General features: G+C 67.4%; 17 protein-coding genes. 15 read left to right on the plus strand and 2 right to left on the minus strand.

The window, feature by feature from the left end; translation table 11 throughout:
• Window positions 1-144 precede the first annotated feature (144 nt).
• The 5 genes from FEI13_RS00455 (at window position 145) to FEI13_RS00475 (ending at window position 5,013) form a co-directional block, all read left to right on the plus strand.
• Window positions 145-777, plus strand: a complete 633-nt coding sequence (locus FEI13_RS00455; RefSeq protein ID WP_138178706.1) for a thiol:disulfide interchange protein DsbA/DsbL — start codon at window positions 145-147, stop codon at window positions 775-777.
• Between the two features lies 1 nt (window position 778).
• On the plus strand, window positions 779-1,615 hold the full coding sequence (locus FEI13_RS00460; RefSeq protein WP_138178707.1) for an endonuclease/exonuclease/phosphatase family protein: 837 nt from the start codon (window positions 779-781) through the stop codon (window positions 1,613-1,615).
• A gap of 115 nt (window positions 1,616-1,730) precedes the next feature.
• Window positions 1,731-2,288 (plus strand): TRAP transporter small permease subunit, encoded by a 558-nt coding sequence (locus FEI13_RS00465; RefSeq protein WP_138178708.1) that lies wholly within the window; start codon window positions 1,731-1,733, stop codon window positions 2,286-2,288.
• The gene (locus FEI13_RS00470) at window positions 2,288-3,691 is read left to right on the plus strand and encodes a TRAP transporter large permease (protein ID WP_138178709.1); all 1,404 of its coding nucleotides are present in this window, start codon (window positions 2,288-2,290) and stop codon (window positions 3,689-3,691) included. The genes FEI13_RS00465 and FEI13_RS00470 overlap by 1 nt, the downstream gene beginning before the upstream one ends.
• A 212-nt stretch (window positions 3,692-3,903) precedes the next feature.
• Window positions 3,904-5,013 (plus strand): TRAP transporter substrate-binding protein, encoded by a 1,110-nt coding sequence (locus FEI13_RS00475; protein ID WP_138178710.1) that lies wholly within the window; start codon window positions 3,904-3,906, stop codon window positions 5,011-5,013.
• 91 nt (window positions 5,014-5,104) lie between these two features.
• On the opposite strand, the gene FEI13_RS00480 is transcribed toward FEI13_RS00475, so the two are convergent.
• Complete coding sequence (locus FEI13_RS00480; RefSeq protein WP_138178711.1) at window positions 5,105-5,536, minus strand: YqaA family protein; 432 nt, start codon at window positions 5,534-5,536, stop codon at window positions 5,105-5,107.
• Window positions 5,537-5,599: 63 nt separating this feature from the next.
• Between FEI13_RS00480 and thiD the strand changes: the two genes are divergently transcribed.
• The 4 genes from thiD to dtd all read left to right on the plus strand — a co-directional run bounded on the left by thiD (window position 5,600) and on the right by dtd (window position 8,541).
• Complete coding sequence (gene thiD / locus FEI13_RS00485) at window positions 5,600-6,412, plus strand: bifunctional hydroxymethylpyrimidine kinase/phosphomethylpyrimidine kinase (protein WP_138178712.1); 813 nt, start codon at window positions 5,600-5,602, stop codon at window positions 6,410-6,412.
• Between the two features lie 83 nt (window positions 6,413-6,495).
• Window positions 6,496-7,341 (plus strand): universal stress protein, encoded by an 846-nt coding sequence (locus tag FEI13_RS00490; protein WP_138178713.1) that lies wholly within the window; start codon window positions 6,496-6,498, stop codon window positions 7,339-7,341.
• A gap of 113 nt (window positions 7,342-7,454) precedes the next feature.
• Window positions 7,455-8,033, plus strand: a complete 579-nt coding sequence (locus FEI13_RS00495) for a chalcone isomerase family protein (protein WP_138178714.1) — start codon at window positions 7,455-7,457, stop codon at window positions 8,031-8,033.
• A gap of 70 nt (window positions 8,034-8,103) precedes the next feature.
• A complete protein-coding gene (gene dtd / locus FEI13_RS00500) occupies window positions 8,104-8,541 on the plus strand; it encodes a D-aminoacyl-tRNA deacylase (protein ID WP_138178715.1) in 438 nt (145 codons plus the stop codon).
• 105 nt (window positions 8,542-8,646) lie between these two features.
• Here dtd and FEI13_RS00505 read toward each other — a convergent pair whose 3' ends face one another.
• Entirely contained in the window at window positions 8,647-10,590 is a 1,944-nt protein-coding gene (locus tag FEI13_RS00505) for an ATP-binding cassette domain-containing protein (protein WP_138178716.1), read from the minus strand.
• Window positions 10,591-10,643: 53 nt separating this feature from the next.
• On the opposite strand from FEI13_RS00505, the gene FEI13_RS00510 reads away from it, so the two are divergent.
• The 6 genes from FEI13_RS00510 to FEI13_RS00535 all read left to right on the plus strand — a co-directional run bounded on the left by FEI13_RS00510 (window position 10,644) and on the right by FEI13_RS00535 (window position 15,687).
• Window positions 10,644-11,159 carry a TIGR02444 family protein gene (locus FEI13_RS00510; RefSeq protein WP_138178717.1) on the plus strand — a complete coding sequence of 172 codons (516 nt, stop codon included), beginning with the start codon at window positions 10,644-10,646 and terminating at the stop codon, window positions 11,157-11,159.
• A gap of 103 nt (window positions 11,160-11,262) precedes the next feature.
• On the plus strand, window positions 11,263-12,285 hold the full coding sequence (locus FEI13_RS00515) for a TRAP transporter substrate-binding protein (protein WP_138178718.1): 1,023 nt from the start codon (window positions 11,263-11,265) through the stop codon (window positions 12,283-12,285).
• A gap of 199 nt (window positions 12,286-12,484) precedes the next feature.
• Entirely contained in the window at window positions 12,485-13,063 is a 579-nt protein-coding gene (locus tag FEI13_RS00520; protein WP_138178719.1) for a TRAP transporter small permease, read from the plus strand.
• Window positions 13,064-13,093: 30 nt separating this feature from the next.
• Window positions 13,094-14,377, plus strand: a complete 1,284-nt coding sequence (locus FEI13_RS00525) for a TRAP transporter large permease (RefSeq protein ID WP_138178720.1) — start codon at window positions 13,094-13,096, stop codon at window positions 14,375-14,377.
• Between the two features lie 33 nt (window positions 14,378-14,410).
• Window positions 14,411-14,854 (plus strand): universal stress protein, encoded by a 444-nt coding sequence (locus FEI13_RS00530; RefSeq protein WP_138178721.1) that lies wholly within the window; start codon window positions 14,411-14,413, stop codon window positions 14,852-14,854.
• Window positions 14,855-15,000: 146 nt separating this feature from the next.
• The gene (locus FEI13_RS00535) at window positions 15,001-15,687 is read left to right on the plus strand and encodes a BamJ family beta-barrel-assembly machinery protein (protein WP_138178722.1); all 687 of its coding nucleotides are present in this window, start codon (window positions 15,001-15,003) and stop codon (window positions 15,685-15,687) included.
• Window position 15,688 lies beyond the last annotated feature (1 nt).

A 15,688-nucleotide genomic window follows, 5' to 3' on the forward strand; every position in this document is an offset into this window, starting at 1 on the left:
TGGCCCCGCCGGGCACCGGTGCTTCGAGGGCGGCCGCTGGCCGCCCTCGGTGTCTGTGGGGAACCCGGACGGCGCCGGGGCATCAAACCCAGCGACGTGCCGCCCGCCGGCACTCGGATCAAGTTTCATTCAAGGAGAGCTCCCATGCTGAAGACCCTGATGGTCGCCCTGGCCGGCCTTGGCCTGTCATCCCTGGTATCCGCCGCCCCTCTCGTCGAGGGCGAGCACTATACGGTGCTCGAGAACCCGGTGGAGACGCAGGTCGAGGACGGGCGGGTCGAGGTGACCGAGGCCTTCTGGTACGGCTGCCCGCACTGCTACAACCTGGAGGACCCGCTCAACGCCTGGGTGGCCGAGCAGCCCGAGGATGTCGCCTTCCAGCGCATGCCGGCCACCATGGGTGGCGACTGGAACACCCATGCCTTCGCCTTCTATGCCGCCGAACAGCTGGGGATCCTCGACGACCTGCATGATGACTTCTTCCACGCCATCCACGAGGAAGGGCGCAGCCTGACCGATCCCGATGCCATCGCCGAGTTCTTCAGCGACTACGGCGTCAGCGAGGAGGAGGCCAAGCAGGCGCTGGGCTCCTTCGGCGTCAAGGGCAAGGTAAACCAGGCCCATGCGCGCATGCGCCAGATGCAGCTGATGGGCGTGCCGGCGCTGATCGTCGACGGCCGCTACCTAGTCTCGCCGAGCACCGCTGGCAGCCTCGGCAACATGCCGCAGATCGCCGGCGCACTGGTCGACAAGGTCCGCGAGGAGCGCGCTGACTGAGATGCCCCACCTGGCCGAGGCAAGGACACCGCTACTCGAGGGCGGCCACTTGAAGCTGCTCACCTTCAACCTGCAGGTGGGCATACAGACCTCGGCCTACCATCACTACCTGACGCGCAGCTGGCAGCACTTCCTCCCGCACCCGAAACGGCGGCAGCGCCTGAACATGATCGGCGAGGTACTCGGCCGCTTCGACATCGTCGGCCTCCAGGAGGCCGACGGCGGAAGCTTCCGCTCGAGCCACATCAACCAGGTGGAATACCTCGCCACCCATGCCGGCTTTCCCCACCATTTCCAGCAGCTCAACCGCAACCTGGGCCATATCGCCCAGCACAGCAACGGGCTGCTCTCGCGATTGACGCCATCACGCATCGAGGAGCACCGCCTGCCTGGGACCCTGCCCGGCCGCGGGGCGATCCATGTCCGCTACGGCGAGGGCCCCGATGCCCTGCACCTGTTCGTCGCCCACCTGGCGCTGAGCCATCGCGGCCGGGTGCGACAGCTCGACTACCTCAGCGAGATCATCCGCCCGCTGCGCCACGTGGTGGTGATGGGCGATCTCAACTGCACCCCGGACCAGCTGCACGGCCACGAACGCTTCCGCGCCTCGCTGCCGCTGCACCCGGTGCGCCCTCCGCTCAGCTACCCCTCCTGGCAGCCGCGCCGCGCCCTGGACCACATCCTGCTCTCCGACTCGCTCCAGGCGGACGAGGTGCGGGTGCTCGAGCACCTCTTCTCGGACCACCTGCCCATCGCCGTGGACGTGCGGCTGCCCGATGCCTGCCTGACCAGCTGTCTGGCCGCCGGCCGGCAGACGAGCGAACGCCGTCGACACTGACGCTCAGTGGGTCGGTAACGTATAGTCAGCGTTGGTCGCCGCGGCGGTCAGTCCGCCTCCGGTGTGCGACCATCCGCCCCTTCACATGCCCAGATCGACACAGCGAGACCACCCCATGGCCCAATCCCGCGAGCTGCCGGGCATCATCGCCTGGCTCGACCGCGCCTCGGAGCGGCTAGGCAACAGCCTCTCCTGGCTGATCCTTGTGATGATGCTCATCCAGTTCCTGATCGTGGTGCTGCGCTACGCCTTCAGCGTCAACAGCATCCCCATGCAGGAGTCGGTGATGTACATGCACGCCGTGGTGTTCATGCTGGCCGCCGCCTACACCCTCAAGCACGACGGCCATGTGCGGGTGGACATCTTCTATCGGGCGATGACGCCGAAGCGCAAGGCGCTGGTCGACCTCGCCGGCACCCTGCTGCTGCTGCTGCCGGTAATGGGCTTCGTGATCCTGTCGAGCCTGGGCTACGTCGGCAAGTCCTGGGCGATCCTCGAGGGCTCGCCCGACTCCGGCGGCATTCCCGGCGTCTTCCTGCTCAAGACGCTGATCCCGCTGTTCGCCGGCCTGATGATCCTCCAGGCCCTGGTCGAGGCCGTGAAGAACGTCTACGTGCTGACCGGGCGCCTGGCCGCCACCCATGACGACGAGACCCACGAGGAGCACCTGTGATGTTGGAGTTCATGCCACTGGTCCTCTTCGTCGTCATCTGCCTGGTGTTGATGGCCGGCTACCCGGTCGCGCTGTCGCTGGCCGGCACCGCGCTGGCCTTCGCCGGCCTCGGCCTCGGGCTCGAGTCCCTGGGCATCGATGCCCACTTCGATGCCGGCTACCTGGGCGCCTTCCCCAATCGCCTCTACGGCATCATGACTAACCAGACGCTGCTGGCGGTGCCGCTGTTCGTGCTGATGGGCGTGCTGCTGGAGAAGTCGAAGGTCGCCGAGACCCTGCTCGAGGCCATGGCCCTGCTGTTCGGCTCGCTGCGCGGGGGCTTGGGCATCTCGGTGACCCTGGTCGGCATGCTGCTGGCCGCCTCCACCGGCATCGTCGGCGCCACCGTGGTCACCATGGGCCTGATGTCGCTGCCGACCATGCTCAAGCGCGGCTACAGCATGCCGCTGGCCACCGGCACCATCTGCGCCACGGGCACCCTAGGCCAGATCATCCCGCCCTCCATCGCCCTGGTGCTGCTGGGCGACGTGCTCTCCTCGGCCTACCAGCAGGCTCAGCTCTCCATGGGCATCTTCAGCCCCAAGACGGTCTCGGTGGGCGACCTGTTCATGGGCGCGCTGATACCCGGTCTGGTGCTGGTGGTGTTCTATATCGCCTATGTCGCCGTGATCGCCTGGTGGAAGCCCAGCGCCGCGCCGGCCGTCGACCGCCGTGAGCTGATGGAAGAACTCGGCCACGAGGGCGGCCTCGGTCTGCTGCTGCTCAAGGGGCTGGTGCCGCCCATCGTGCTGATCGTGGTGGTGCTGGGCTCGATCCTCGGCGGCTTCGCGACCCCCACCGAGGCCTCGGCCGTGGGCGCCTTCGGCGCGCTGATGCTGGCCCTGGCCTATCGCCGTCTGGACCTCGCCACCCTCAAGGAGGTGCTGCGCTCCACCACCCACGTCACCACCATGGTGTTCCTGATCCTGATCGGCGCGGCGCTGTTCTCGCTGGTGTTCCGCGCCTACGGTGGCGAGGAGCTGGTGACCGAGGTCTTCGAGGGCATGCCCGGCGGCGTGGTCGGGGCGACGCTGATCGTGATGCTGGTGATCTTCCTCCTCGGCTTCATCCTCGACTTCATCGAGATCACCTTCGTGGTGGTGCCGATCGTCGGGCCGATCCTGCTGGCCATGGGCCTCGATCCCATCTGGCTCGGCATCATGATCGCCATCAACCTGCAGACCTCCTTCCTCACGCCGCCCTTCGGCTTCGCGCTCTTCTACCTGCGCGGTGTGGCGCCGGACTCGGTGCCCACCTCGGCGATCTACAGGGGCGTCATGCCGTTCATCGTGCTGCAGCTGGCCATGCTGCTGGCCCTGGCCTTCTTCCCCGGGCTCGCCACCTGGCTGCCGGACCAGTTCTAGCACGCACGTTCGCCCGGGCCTGGCCCGGGCGCGGCGCTGTCTGACACCGAGCGTGGACTGAGAGTTAGCAGCACAGGCGGCCCGGTTCGCTATAGTGCCAGCGTCCTGAACCGGCGCGAGCGCCGTTCACGGCGGGCACGCCCCGACTGTCTGACCGCCAACCGTCCCCTAGGGCATCTCGACACCAAGTCCCACAACACGAGAGGCACCGTATGAAACTCAGATCACTCGCCATGGCCATGGCCATGAGCGCCGGCGCATCCGGCCTGCTGCTGGTCTCCAGCATCGACAACACCGCCCAGGCCCAGGAGACCTTCGAGTGGAAGATGGTCACCTCCTGGCCGAAGAACTTCCCCGGCGTGGGCCAGGGGCCCGAGCGGCTGGCCACGCTGGTCGAGGAAATGTCTGACGGCCGGCTGACTATCGAGGTGTTCGGCGCCGGTCAGCTGGTCCCCGGCTTCGAGGTGTTCGACGCGGTCGCCGGGGGCACCGCCGAGCTGGGCCACTCCGCCTCCTACTACTGGAAAGGCAAGGCCCCGGCGGCGCAGTTCTTCGCCGCCGTGCCCTTTGGCATGAACGCCCAGGAGATGAATGCCTGGCTGCACTACGGCGATGGTCTGACGCTGTGGAACGAGCTGTATGACGACTTCGGCGTCGACGTCATGGCCGCCGGTGCCTCAGGCGTGCAGATGGGCGGCTGGTACAACAAGGAAATCACCTCCGTCGACGACCTGGACGGCCTGAAGATGCGCATGCCGGGCCTCGGCGGTGAGGTGATGGACCGCATGGGCGTGGCCATCGTCAACATGCCGGGCGGCGAGATCTTCACCTCCCTGCAGTCCGGCGCCATCGACGCCACCGAGTGGATCGGCCCCTACAACGACCTGGCCTTCGGCCTGCACCAGGCCGCCGAGTACTACTACTATCCCGGCTGGCACGAGCCGACGGTGATGTTCGAGGCGATCGTCAACGAGGAGGCCATGGCGTCGCTGCCCGCCGACCTGCAGGCGATCCTGCGCACTGCCGTGCGCGACGTGAACGCCGATGTGCTCGACGAGTACACCGCGCGCAACAACGACGCCCTCGAGACCCTGGTCGACGAGCACGAGGTGGAGCTGCGCCGCCTGCCGGCCGATGTGCTGGCCCAGGCCAAGGAGCACTCCGCCGACGTGGTCGCCGAGCTCGCCGAGTCCAGCGAGATGGCCCAGAAGATCTACGACTCCTACCAGGCCTTCCAGGAGAAGGTCGTGAACTATCACGCCATCTCCGAGCAGGCCTACTACAACGCTCGCAACCCGCAAGGCGACACCACCGGCGATTGATCCCGGCAGGTAGCGCACCGACGAGGGGCCGCCTGCGGGTGGCCCCTCATCGTTGTCGGCCTGTTAGTCAGTCAAGCGGTCAGCCACACAGTCAGGCGCACAGCGGGGCCAGCCAGGCCTCGGCGAGCCACAGCACCAGGGCATAGCGCGCGCCCTTGGCCACGGCGATCAGCAGGATCGCCCGCCACCAGGGCAGGCGCAGGATACCGGCCAGCACGGTGAGCGGGTCGCCGATGACCGGCGCCCAGGACGCCAGCAGGCTCCACTCGCCGAAGCGGAGGTACCAGCGCTCGGCGCGCGCCAACCCCTGCCGCGAGACCGGAAACCAGCGGCGATCCTGGAAATGGCGGGCATAGCGCCCTAGGCCCACGTTGACGAGGCTGCCCAGAGTGTTGCCGACGCTGGCCACGCCCCACAGCCACCACCCCGGCTCGCCCTGGCACCAGAGTCGCGCCAGCCACACCTCGGAGCCGCCGGGCAGCAGGGTGGCGCTGGCCAGCGCCACCAGGAACAGCATCAGCATGGCACCGCGCCCCCTCCCTGCAGTAGGCTATCGGTTCCCTTCGAAAGCAATGACAAGACGCTAATGGCCACCCCCCGTTCGATTCCCAATACCCTGACCATCGCCGGCTCCGATCCCGGCGGCGGCGCCGGCATCCAGGCCGACCTCAAGACCTTCTCGGCCCTGGGCAGCTATGGTACCAGCGTGATCACCGCCCTGACCGCGCAGAACACCCGCGGCGTCACCGGCGTGCACCCGGTGCCGGCCGACTTCATCGCCACCCAGCTCGACACCCTGCTCGACGACATCGCCATCGACGCGGTGAAGGTCGGCATGGTGGCCAGCCACCCGGTGGCCGAGGCGATCCGCGAGGGCCTTGCCGGCCGGCGGCCACGCTGGGTGGTGCTCGACCCGGTGATGGTGGCCAAGAGCGGCGACATCCTGGTCGACGACGCCGGCATCGCCGCGGTGCGCGACTGCCTGGTGCCGATGGCCGACCTGATCACCCCGAACCTGCCGGAGGCGGCGGTGCTGCTCGACCGCCCGGTACCCAAGGACCGCGACGGGATGCAGGCGATGGCCCCCGCGCTGCGTGAGTTGAGCGCCGGAGCGGTGTTGCTCAAGGGCGGCCAACTGCGCGGCAAGGCCTGCCCGGACCTGCTGATCACGGCCGACGCCATGACGTGGTTGGAGGGCCCACGCATCGATACCGGCAACCTGCACGGCACCGGCTGCACGCTCTCCTCGGCGATCACCGCGCGCCTGGCCCTGGGCGACGCCCTACCCGAGGCGGTGGCCGCCGCCAAGGCCTGGCTGTCGCGGGCGCTCGAGCAGAGCCATCGCCTCGATGTGGGGCGGGGACACGGCCCGGTGCATCACTTCCATGCCTGGTGGTAGGCAGGCGGCCTTGCGCCCTTCCCCGGGGCCACCCATGCTGAGAGCGGTGCCATCGAGATCTTCCTGTCCGGGAGGGAGTCATCATGAGCCAGACCCTGCTGTTCGCCAGCGACCTCTCCGCCGAGAATCGCGCCGCCTTCGCCCGCGCCGTGCGCCTCGCGGTGGAGAGCGGCGCTCGCCTCGACATCATCCATGTGCTAGACCCCTACCTGCCCCGTCGCGTCCTCCACGACCTGGAGGAGGCCGTGGTGGCAGACATCCGCACCACCCTCACAGACCTGCGTGAGGACTATGCCCTGCCCGAGCCTCAGAGCCTGATCCAGACCATGGCCGGCGCACCCTATGCCGAGATCATCCGCGAGGCCCACGAGCGCCAGGCCGACATGATCATCCTCGGTGCCCATCGCAAGCGCGGGCAGCCCGACCTGGTGGCCGGCACCACCCTCGCCCGGGTGCTGCGCAGCGCCCCCTGCCCGGTGCTCTCGGTCAGCCACCTGGCGACTCAGGCGTGGCACGACATCCTCGTGCCGGTGGATTTCTCGCTGACCTCCCGCCAAACCCTGCGCGAGACGCTGCGGCGCTTCCCCGAGGCGCGACTGACCCTGCTGCACGCCTGGGACATTCCCGGCGAGCGCGAGCTGGGCTCGAACGGCGACTACGCCCGCTGGCGCGACCGCGAGGTGGAGCGGCTGCGCACCCATCTCGAACGCGAGACCGAGCAGCTGATGGGCGAGCTCGACGACGTCCCGGAACTCGAGCTGGTGCTCGAGCAGGGCGACCCCCTGGAGGTGTTGATGACCCGGCTGCGTCGCCAGCCGCCCGACCTGCTCGCGCTGGGCAGCCGCGGGCAGCTGGGCCGCCAGAGCCAGATCACCGAGCGCCTGCTCTCGGAGCCCCACTGCGACATCATGCTCTGTCGAGCCTGGTAGAGGATCATCCATCTAGAGGGCCATCCGACGAGAGGGCTACACGTAGCTGTACAGAACCTATACGCTACTCCGGTGTCAGTACGAAACACACCCTGTCGCGTGAGGTCCACCCCATGGCTTCGTTCCGCACCCGCGGCGTCCTGCTGCTCGCGGCCCTGGCGACCGCGCTGCCCACTGCGGCCGTGTCTGCCGAGCGGGCGTCCGTCGAGGTCGAGGGCGCCCGCTTCCCCGCCACGCTGGAGGTCGACGAGCGCCGCTACGAGCGTATCGGCCACGGCCTCTTTCGCTACATGATCTGGGACGCCTATGCCGGCGCCTACTACCAGGCCGCCGGCTACCCCCGCCCGGCGCCGCAATCCGAGGTGCCGCGCCGCCTGGAGCTCGAGTACTTCCACGCCATCGAGGCCGGCGACTTCGCCGAGGTGACCCGCGAGCGGGTGCAGAAGTCCCTGCCCGACAACGAATTCGCCCGCCTCGCGTCGAGCCTTTCCACCTTCAACGGGCGTTATCGCGACGTCAGCCCCGGCGACCGTTACGCCCTGGGCTGGGACGGCGAGGCCCTGACCCTCGCCTTGAACGGCGAGCTCCTCTATTCAGGCGGCGACCAGGCGCTCGCCAACGCGCTGTTCGGCATCTGGCTGGGCGACGACCCGCTGGGCGAGGGCTTCCGGGACGACCTGCTGGGCCGCTGAGGGGCGGCCCTCGAGGAAGCCGCCGTGCTAGGCTTGACCGCCCGAGACATCCGCAAGGAGAGCCCATCCGATGAAGGCCCTGATCCAGCGCGTGCGACGCGCCAGCGTAGAGGTGGAAGACCGGGAGGTGGGCGCCATCGGCCCGGGACTGCTGGCCCTGGTGGGCGTCGAGAAGGGTGACGACGAGGCCGCGGCCGACCGGCTGCTGCACAAGCTGCTGCACTACCGCGTCTTCGCCGACGCGGCCGGCAAGATGAACCTCAACCTGCAGCAGGCCGAGGGTGGACTGCTGCTGGTCTCGCAGTTCACCCTGGCCGCCGACACCCGCAAGGGGCTGCGGCCGAGCTTCTCCAGCGCGGCACCGCCCGCCGAGGGCGAGCGCCTCTTCCACTACCTGCTCGAGCGCGCCCGGGCGGCCTGGCCGACGGTGGCGAGCGGCGAATTCGCCGCCGACATGCAGGTCTCGCTGATCAACGACGGACCGGTCACCTTCCTGCTCGAAAGCTGAAAGCTGGAAGCTGGAAGCTGGAAGCTGGAAGCCAGCATGTCACTTCCAAACTCGGTCCAAGGGGTTTTCTTCTAGCTTCCAGCCGCGAAGCGGCGCTCTTACCGCTTAAAGCTCCGCGCGCAGCGCGGCTTCTTCCAGCGCCTCCTCGGCCTCCAGCCAGGCCTGTTCCAAGTCTTCCAGACGCGACTTGAGCTCGCCCTGGCGACCGAGGCGCTCGGTGAGCTCCTCCTTGCGCGCCGGGTCGGTATAGAGGTCGGCATCCCCCAGGCCCTCCTCGACCCCGGCGAGCTCGGCCTGGACCTTCTCCATGGCCTGCTCGGCCCGGTCGCGGTCGCGCTTGAGCGGGCGCAGCTTCTCACGCAGCTCCGCCGCCGCCCGGCGCGTCGCCTTGCGATCCTCCCGAGGCGCGCTCCCCGCCTCCTGGCGCTCGGCCTTGTCGGCCCGGACCTCGCGGCGCTCGTCCTCCAGACGGCTCTTGAGCCAGGCCCGGTAGTCCTCCAGGTCGCCGTCGAAGGGCGTGACGCCGTGGTCGGCCACCCGCCAGAACTCGTCCACGGTGGCCCGCAGCAGGTGGCGATCGTGGGAGACGATGATCACCGTGCCCGCGAAGCTCGCCAGCGCCTCGGTGAGCGCCTCGCGCATCTCCAGGTCCAGGTGGTTGGTAGGCTCGTCGAGCAGCAGCAGGTTGGGCTTCTGCCAGGCCACCAGGGAGAGCGCCAGGCGCGCCTTCTCACCACCGGAGAAGCGCCCCACCTCGGAGAACACATCATCGCCGTGGAACCCGAAGCCACCCAGGAACTTGCGGATGTCCAGGTCCGCCGCGGTGGGCGAGAGGCGCTGCACGTGCTGGAACGGCGTGGAGGCCAGATCCAGCCCCTCCAGCTGGTGCTGGGCAAAGTAGCCGATCGCCAGGTGCTCGCCGGGCACCCGTCGCCCGGCCAGCAGTGGCAGATCGCCGGTGAGCGACTTGATCAGGGTCGACTTGCCGGCCCCGTTGGGGCCCAGCAGGCCGATGCGCTGGCCCGGCAGCAGGGTCACCTTGACGTCGTCGAGCTGCGCCGTCTCGTGGCCATCGGCGTGACGATAGCCGAGCCGCGCCTCGTCGAGCACCAGCAGCGGGTGGGAGGCCTTGTCGGCAGAGGGAATGGTGAAGTGGAAGGGCGAGTCGGCGTGGGCCACGGCGATGTCGCCCATGCGCTCGAGCATCTTCAGGCGGCTCTGGGCGGCGCGCGCCTTGGTCGCCTGGTAGCGGAACCGCGCTACGAAGCGTTCGATCTCCTCGCGGCGGGCCTGCTGCTTGGCGGCCTCGGCCTGCTGCAGGGCCAGCTTCTCGGCGCGGGTCCGCTCGAAAGTGGAGTAGTTGCCGCGATAAAGCGCAAGCGATTGGCGATCGAAGTGCACGATGTGGTCGCACACCGCGTCGAGGAAGTCACGATCGTGGGAGATCAGCAACAGGGTGCCAGGATAGCGGGTGAGCCACTGCTCGAGCCACAGCAACGCATCCAGGTCCAGGTGGTTGGTGGGCTCGTCGAGCAGCAGCAGATCGGACGGCTTGAACAGCGTGCGCGCCAGGTTGACGCGCATGCGCCAGCCGCCAGAAAAGGCCGACAGCGGCCGGTCCAGGTCGGCCTGGATGAAGCCCAGCCCCACCAGCAGCTGGGCGGCGCGGGCCGGTGCGCTGTAGCCGTCCAGCGCCTCGATGGCGCCGTGCAGCTCGGCCTCGCGGTGGGCCTCTTCCCGGTGGCGGGCCTGATCGAGGGCCGCCTCGGTGCGACGCAGCTCGCGGTCACCGTCGAGCACATAGTCGACGATGGAGCGCTCCAGGGCCTCCACCTCCTGATCCATGTGGGCGATGCGCTGCCCGCCGCTCATCTCCACCTCGCCCTTGTCCGGGGCCAGCTCGCCGAGCAACAGCTTGAACAGGCTGGACTTGCCCGCGCCGTTAGGCCCGACGATTCCCGCCTTGTGGCCGGCGTGCAGGGTCAGGTCGGCCCCCTCCAGCAGGGTCTGGGTGCCGCGTTGCAGGGAAACTTGGCGCAGTGCGATCATGCAGGCTCCACTCGGCAGTCGGTGAGGCCGCCGCCCAGGGGCGACAGCGTGTCATGACCCACGATTCTACCCAATTGCCCGACGCTCTGCGGGCCCGTCTGCGCCGCGACCCACTCTGGGAGTTCGCGCTGGCCCTCTACGGGCGCGACGGGGTCGAGGGGGCCTGCCTGACGCTGCAGGACGAGGCCGGCCTGGATGTCTGCGAGCTGCTCTGGCACTGCTGGCTCTATCGCCACGGCCTGACCTCGGATGCCGACCCCGACGCGGTGCGCCACTGGCAGCGCGACGTCACGGCACCGCTGCGCCATCTACGCCGGGCCCTCAAGGCCGAGGCACGGCAAGACGAGGGCATCGCTGAGCTGCGCCGCACGCTTCAGCAGGCCGAGCTCCAGGCCGAGCGCGAGGCCCTCTCTCGCCTGCAGCGCTTGGCCCTGAGCGGGCGCGGCATCCGCCGATTACCCACACCGCTTCCCGACCCGCTGGGGCTCCTCGCCGATCGCCTGCGGCTTCACGACGCGCCGAACCTCAACAAACTTAAGATGCTAATAAGCCAGCTTGACCCCTCATAGCCGCCACGCTAGCCTGAAAATCAGTCGCGTGAATGCCATGTTCACCAGACACCCGCCGATGGATCATCCCATCACGGGTTAAACCTGTAGAGGGATCACAAGAATGAAGTCACAGAAGCTGTTGACGAGCGCCGGTATTGGCGCCCTGATGATTGGCATGTCCACCGCCGCCGTCGCCGATAACTGGCGCTATGCCCACGAAGAGTACGATGGCGACGTCCAGGACGTCTTCGCGGTCGCCTTCAAGGACTACATTGAGGCCAACTCCGATCACACGCTGCAGATCTATCGCTTCGGCGAGCTCGGTGAGTCCGACGACATCATGGAGCAGACCCAGAACGGCATCCTGCAGTTCGTCAACCAGTCTCCTGGCTTTACCGGCGCGCTGATCCCCGAGGCACAGATCTTCTTCATCCCCTATCTGATGCCCACCGACATGGAGCAGGTGCTCGAGTTCTTCGACGAGAGCAAGGCCATCAACGAGATGTTCCCGAAGCTCTACGCCGAGCAGGGCCTGGAGCTGCTACAGATGTATCCGGAAGGCGAGATGGTGGTCACCGCCGATGAGCCGATCACCTCGCCGGCGGACTTCGAGAACAAGAAGATCCGCACCATGACCAACCCGCTGCTGGCTGAGACCTACAGCGCCTTCGGCGCAACGCCGACGCCACTGCCCTGGGGCGAAGTCTACGGCGGCCTGCAGACCGGCATCATCGACGGCCAGGAAAACCCGATCTTCTGGATCGAGTCCGGCGGCCTCTACGAGGTGTCGCCGCATCTGACCTTCACCAGCCATGGCTGGTTCACCACCGCGATGATGGCCAACCAGGACTTCTTCGAGGGCCTTTCCGACGAGGACAAGGAGCTGGTACGTGCCGCCTCCGATGCGGCCTACGACCACACCATCGAGCACATTCAGGGACTGGCCGAAGAGTCATTGGAAAAGATCCAGGCGTCCTCCGACGAGGTCACCGTGACGCGTCTCGACGATGAGCAGATCCAGGCCTTCAAGGAGCGTGCGCCCCAGGTCGAGGAAGAGTTCATCGACATGACCGGCGAGAGAGGCAAGGAACTGCTCGAGCAGTTCAAGGCCGATCTCGAGGCCGTGAGCAGCGACGCGGAGTAACCGCAACCGACGTCGGCCCTAACAGGGGGGTGGCCTGCCCGGGCCACCCCCCTGCTGTTTCTGGACAGGGAATTTCCGGGCACGGGCGAGCGTACACAAAGCGTTGAGGTCTCGGGTCTCGGTGCCCGATCGCGACGCGTATGCTGGCCCTGAGGGAATCCCTGTTTTCCCGCATCGCATGCTGAAAGGGAGCGCGGACATGACCGAAGAAGAGTCCGAAAAGCATTACCGCTCGGGATTGCCGGGCTTTCTGGGCACCATCGACACCTTCATCAGCAAGCTCGAGGCGGTCATCCTGGCGCTCGGCGTGCTGCTGATGGCCTTCAACACCATCGCCAACGTCATCGCCCGCTTCGTGTTCGGCGACAGCATCTACTTCTCTGGCGAGATCAACCGCATCCTGATCATCATGATCACCTTCGCCGGCATCGGCTACGCCGCCCGGCACGGCCGCCATATCCGCATGTCGGCCATCTACGATGCCCTGCCCGTCGGCGGGCGCAAGGCGCTGATGATCTTCATCGCGCTGGTCACCTCGCTGGTGATGTTCTTCCTGCTCTACTACTCGGTCATCTACATCCTGGATCTCTACGGCAAGGGCAGGATCCTGCCGGCACTGGGCTTCCCGATCTGGATCATCTACGTCTGGGCACCGCTCGGCTTCCTGATCACCGGCATCCAGTACCTGCTCACCGCGATCAAGAACCTGACCTCGCGGGACGTCTACCTGTCGACCGGCGTGCTCGACGGCTACAAGGATACGGAAACGGAAGTCTGACGGAGGGCAGAGAGCCCGGGGGAACGCACGATGACGACAATAATGGTTACCACCATGATCGCCCTGCTGCTGCTGGGCTTTCCCATGATGATCCCGCTGATCACCGCGGCGGTCATCGGTTTCTTCATGATGTTCAACGGCCTGGGCCAGATGGATACGCTGATCCAGCAGATGATGGCGGGCATCCGGCCGGCGTCGCTGATTGCGGTGCCGATGTTCATCCTCGCCGCGGACATCATGACGCGGGGCCAGTCGGCCGAGCGCCTGATCAACATGGTGATGTCCTTCATCGGCCACGTGAAGGGCGGGCTGGCGGTCAGTACCGCCGCCTCCTGCACCCTGTTCGGCGCGGTGTCGGGCTCCACCCAGGCCACCGTGGTGGCCGTCGGCTCGCCCCTGCGCCCCAAGATGCTCAAGGCCGGCTACTCCGACTCCTTCACCCTGGCGCTGATCATCAACTCCAGCGACATCGCCTTCCTGATCCCGCCGAGCATCGGCATGATCATCTACGGGGTCATCTCGGGGACCTCCATCGCCGAGCTGTTCATCGCCGGCATCGGCCCGGGGCTGCTGATCCTGCTGATGTTCTCCGTCTACTGCGTGATCTACGCCACCCTGCGCCACGTTCCCACCGAGCCGAAGTCGGGCTGGGGCGAGCGCTTCACCGCGGTGCGCCTGGCGCTGTGGCCGCTGGGTTTCCCGGTGATCATCGTCGGCGGCATCTACGGCGGTGTGTTCAGCCCGACCGAGGCGGCGGCGGCCTGCGTGCTCTATGCCATCTTCCTGGAGTTCCTGATCTTCCGTTCCCTGAAGCTCCCGGACATCTATGCGATCGCCAAGTCCACCGGCCTGATCACCGCCGTGGTGTTCATCCTGGTCGCGGTGGGTAACGGCTTCTCCTGGATCATCTCCTTCGCCCAGATCCCCCAGGAGCTCCTGGCGGCAGCAGGCATTCACGAGGCGGGCCCCACCGGCGTGCTGATCGCCATCTGCATCGCCTTCTTCGTGGCGTGCATGTTCGTCGATCCCATCGTGGTGATCCTGGTGCTGACGCCGATCTTCGCCCCCGCCGTCGAGGCCACCGGCCTGGACCCGGTGCTGGTCGGTATCCTGATCACCCTGCAGGTGGCCATCGGTTCGGCGACGCCGCCCTTCGGCTGTGACATCTTCACCGCGATCGCCATCTTCAAGCGGCCCTACCTGGACGTGATCAAGGGCACGCCGCCCTTTATCTTGATCCTGGTGCTGGCGGCGGCTCTGCTGATCCTGTTTCCGCAGATCGCCCTCTTCCTTCGCGACCTGGCCTTCCGGTAAGTCTCGCGTCCTGGCCTTAGGAGAACGATGATCATGTTCAATCGCATACTGGTCCCGGTAGACGGTTCCAAGGGCGCCATGAAGGCCCTGGAGAAGGGCTCGGGCCTGCAGATGCTCACCGGCGCCGAGCTCTACATCCTGTGTGTCTTCAAGCACCACAGCCTGCTGGAGGCCTCGCTCTCGATGGTGCGCCCCGACAAGCTAGATCTCCCTGACGACGTGCTCAAGGAGTACGCTACCGAGATCGCGGTGCATGCCAAGGCTCAGGCCGTGGAACTCGGGGTGCCCTCGGAGCGAGTGCGCGCCTTCGTCAAGGGCGGCCGGCCATCGCGTACCATCGTGCGCTTCGCCCGCAAGCGCGAGTGCGACCTGATCGTGATCGGCTCCCAGGGCACCAATGGCGACAAGAGCCTGCTGTTGGGTAGCGTCGCCCAGCGGGTGGCCGGCTCCGCCCACTGCCCCACCCTGATCACCTGACCCCCCGCCGCGGGGCGCCAGCGGACCGGTTTGCCGGCATCGTTCGCGGGTGCGGAACCGATTCGGCACTGTTAGAGTCCCAGCATTCCGATCTTGCTTATTCTATCCATCCACGGCGCCACGGCGCCGGACCACAAGGTTGTTTCATGAAGACACTGCTGACCACCGCCTCCCTCGCGGCCCTGCTGACCGCCGCCCCGCTGGCCCTCGCCGCACCGGAAACCGAGGACGAGAAGCTGAGCTACAGCCTCGGCGTGACCCTGGGCCAGAGCATCCAGCAGGACGTTGAGGACCTCGACATCGACGCCTTCACCCAGGCCATTCGCGACGTCTTCGGCGGCGACGAGCTGGAGATGAGCGACCAGGAGATGGCCGAGGCCCTGACCGCCTTCCAGCAGCAGGCCATGGCCACCCGCGAAGCCGAGGCCGAGCAGAAGGCCGCCGCCAACCGCGCCGAGGGCGAGGCCTACCTGGCCGAGAACGCCGAGCAGGAGGGCGTGACGGTCACCGACTCCGGCCTGCAGTATCGCGAACTGGAAAGCGGCGACGGCGCCACGCCCGCGGCCGGCGATACCGTCCAGGTCCACTACCAGGGCGCACTGATCGACGGCACCGTCTTCGACAGCTCCTACCAGCGCGGCGAGCCGGTTAGCTTCCAGGTGGGCCAGGTCATCGAGGGCTGGCAGGAGGCCCTGCAGCTGATGAGCGTGGGCGATACCTGGGAAGTGGTGATTCCCTCCGCGCTCGCCTATGGCGCTCAGGGCCAGGGCCCCATCGGTCCCCACGAGACCCTGATCTTCAAGGTCGAGCTGCTCGACGTCACAGGTGAATGAT

The sequence above is a fragment of the Halomonas urmiana genome, assembly GCF_005780185.1.
Taxonomy (GTDB): Bacteria; Pseudomonadota; Gammaproteobacteria; order Pseudomonadales; family Halomonadaceae; genus Halomonas; species Halomonas urmiana.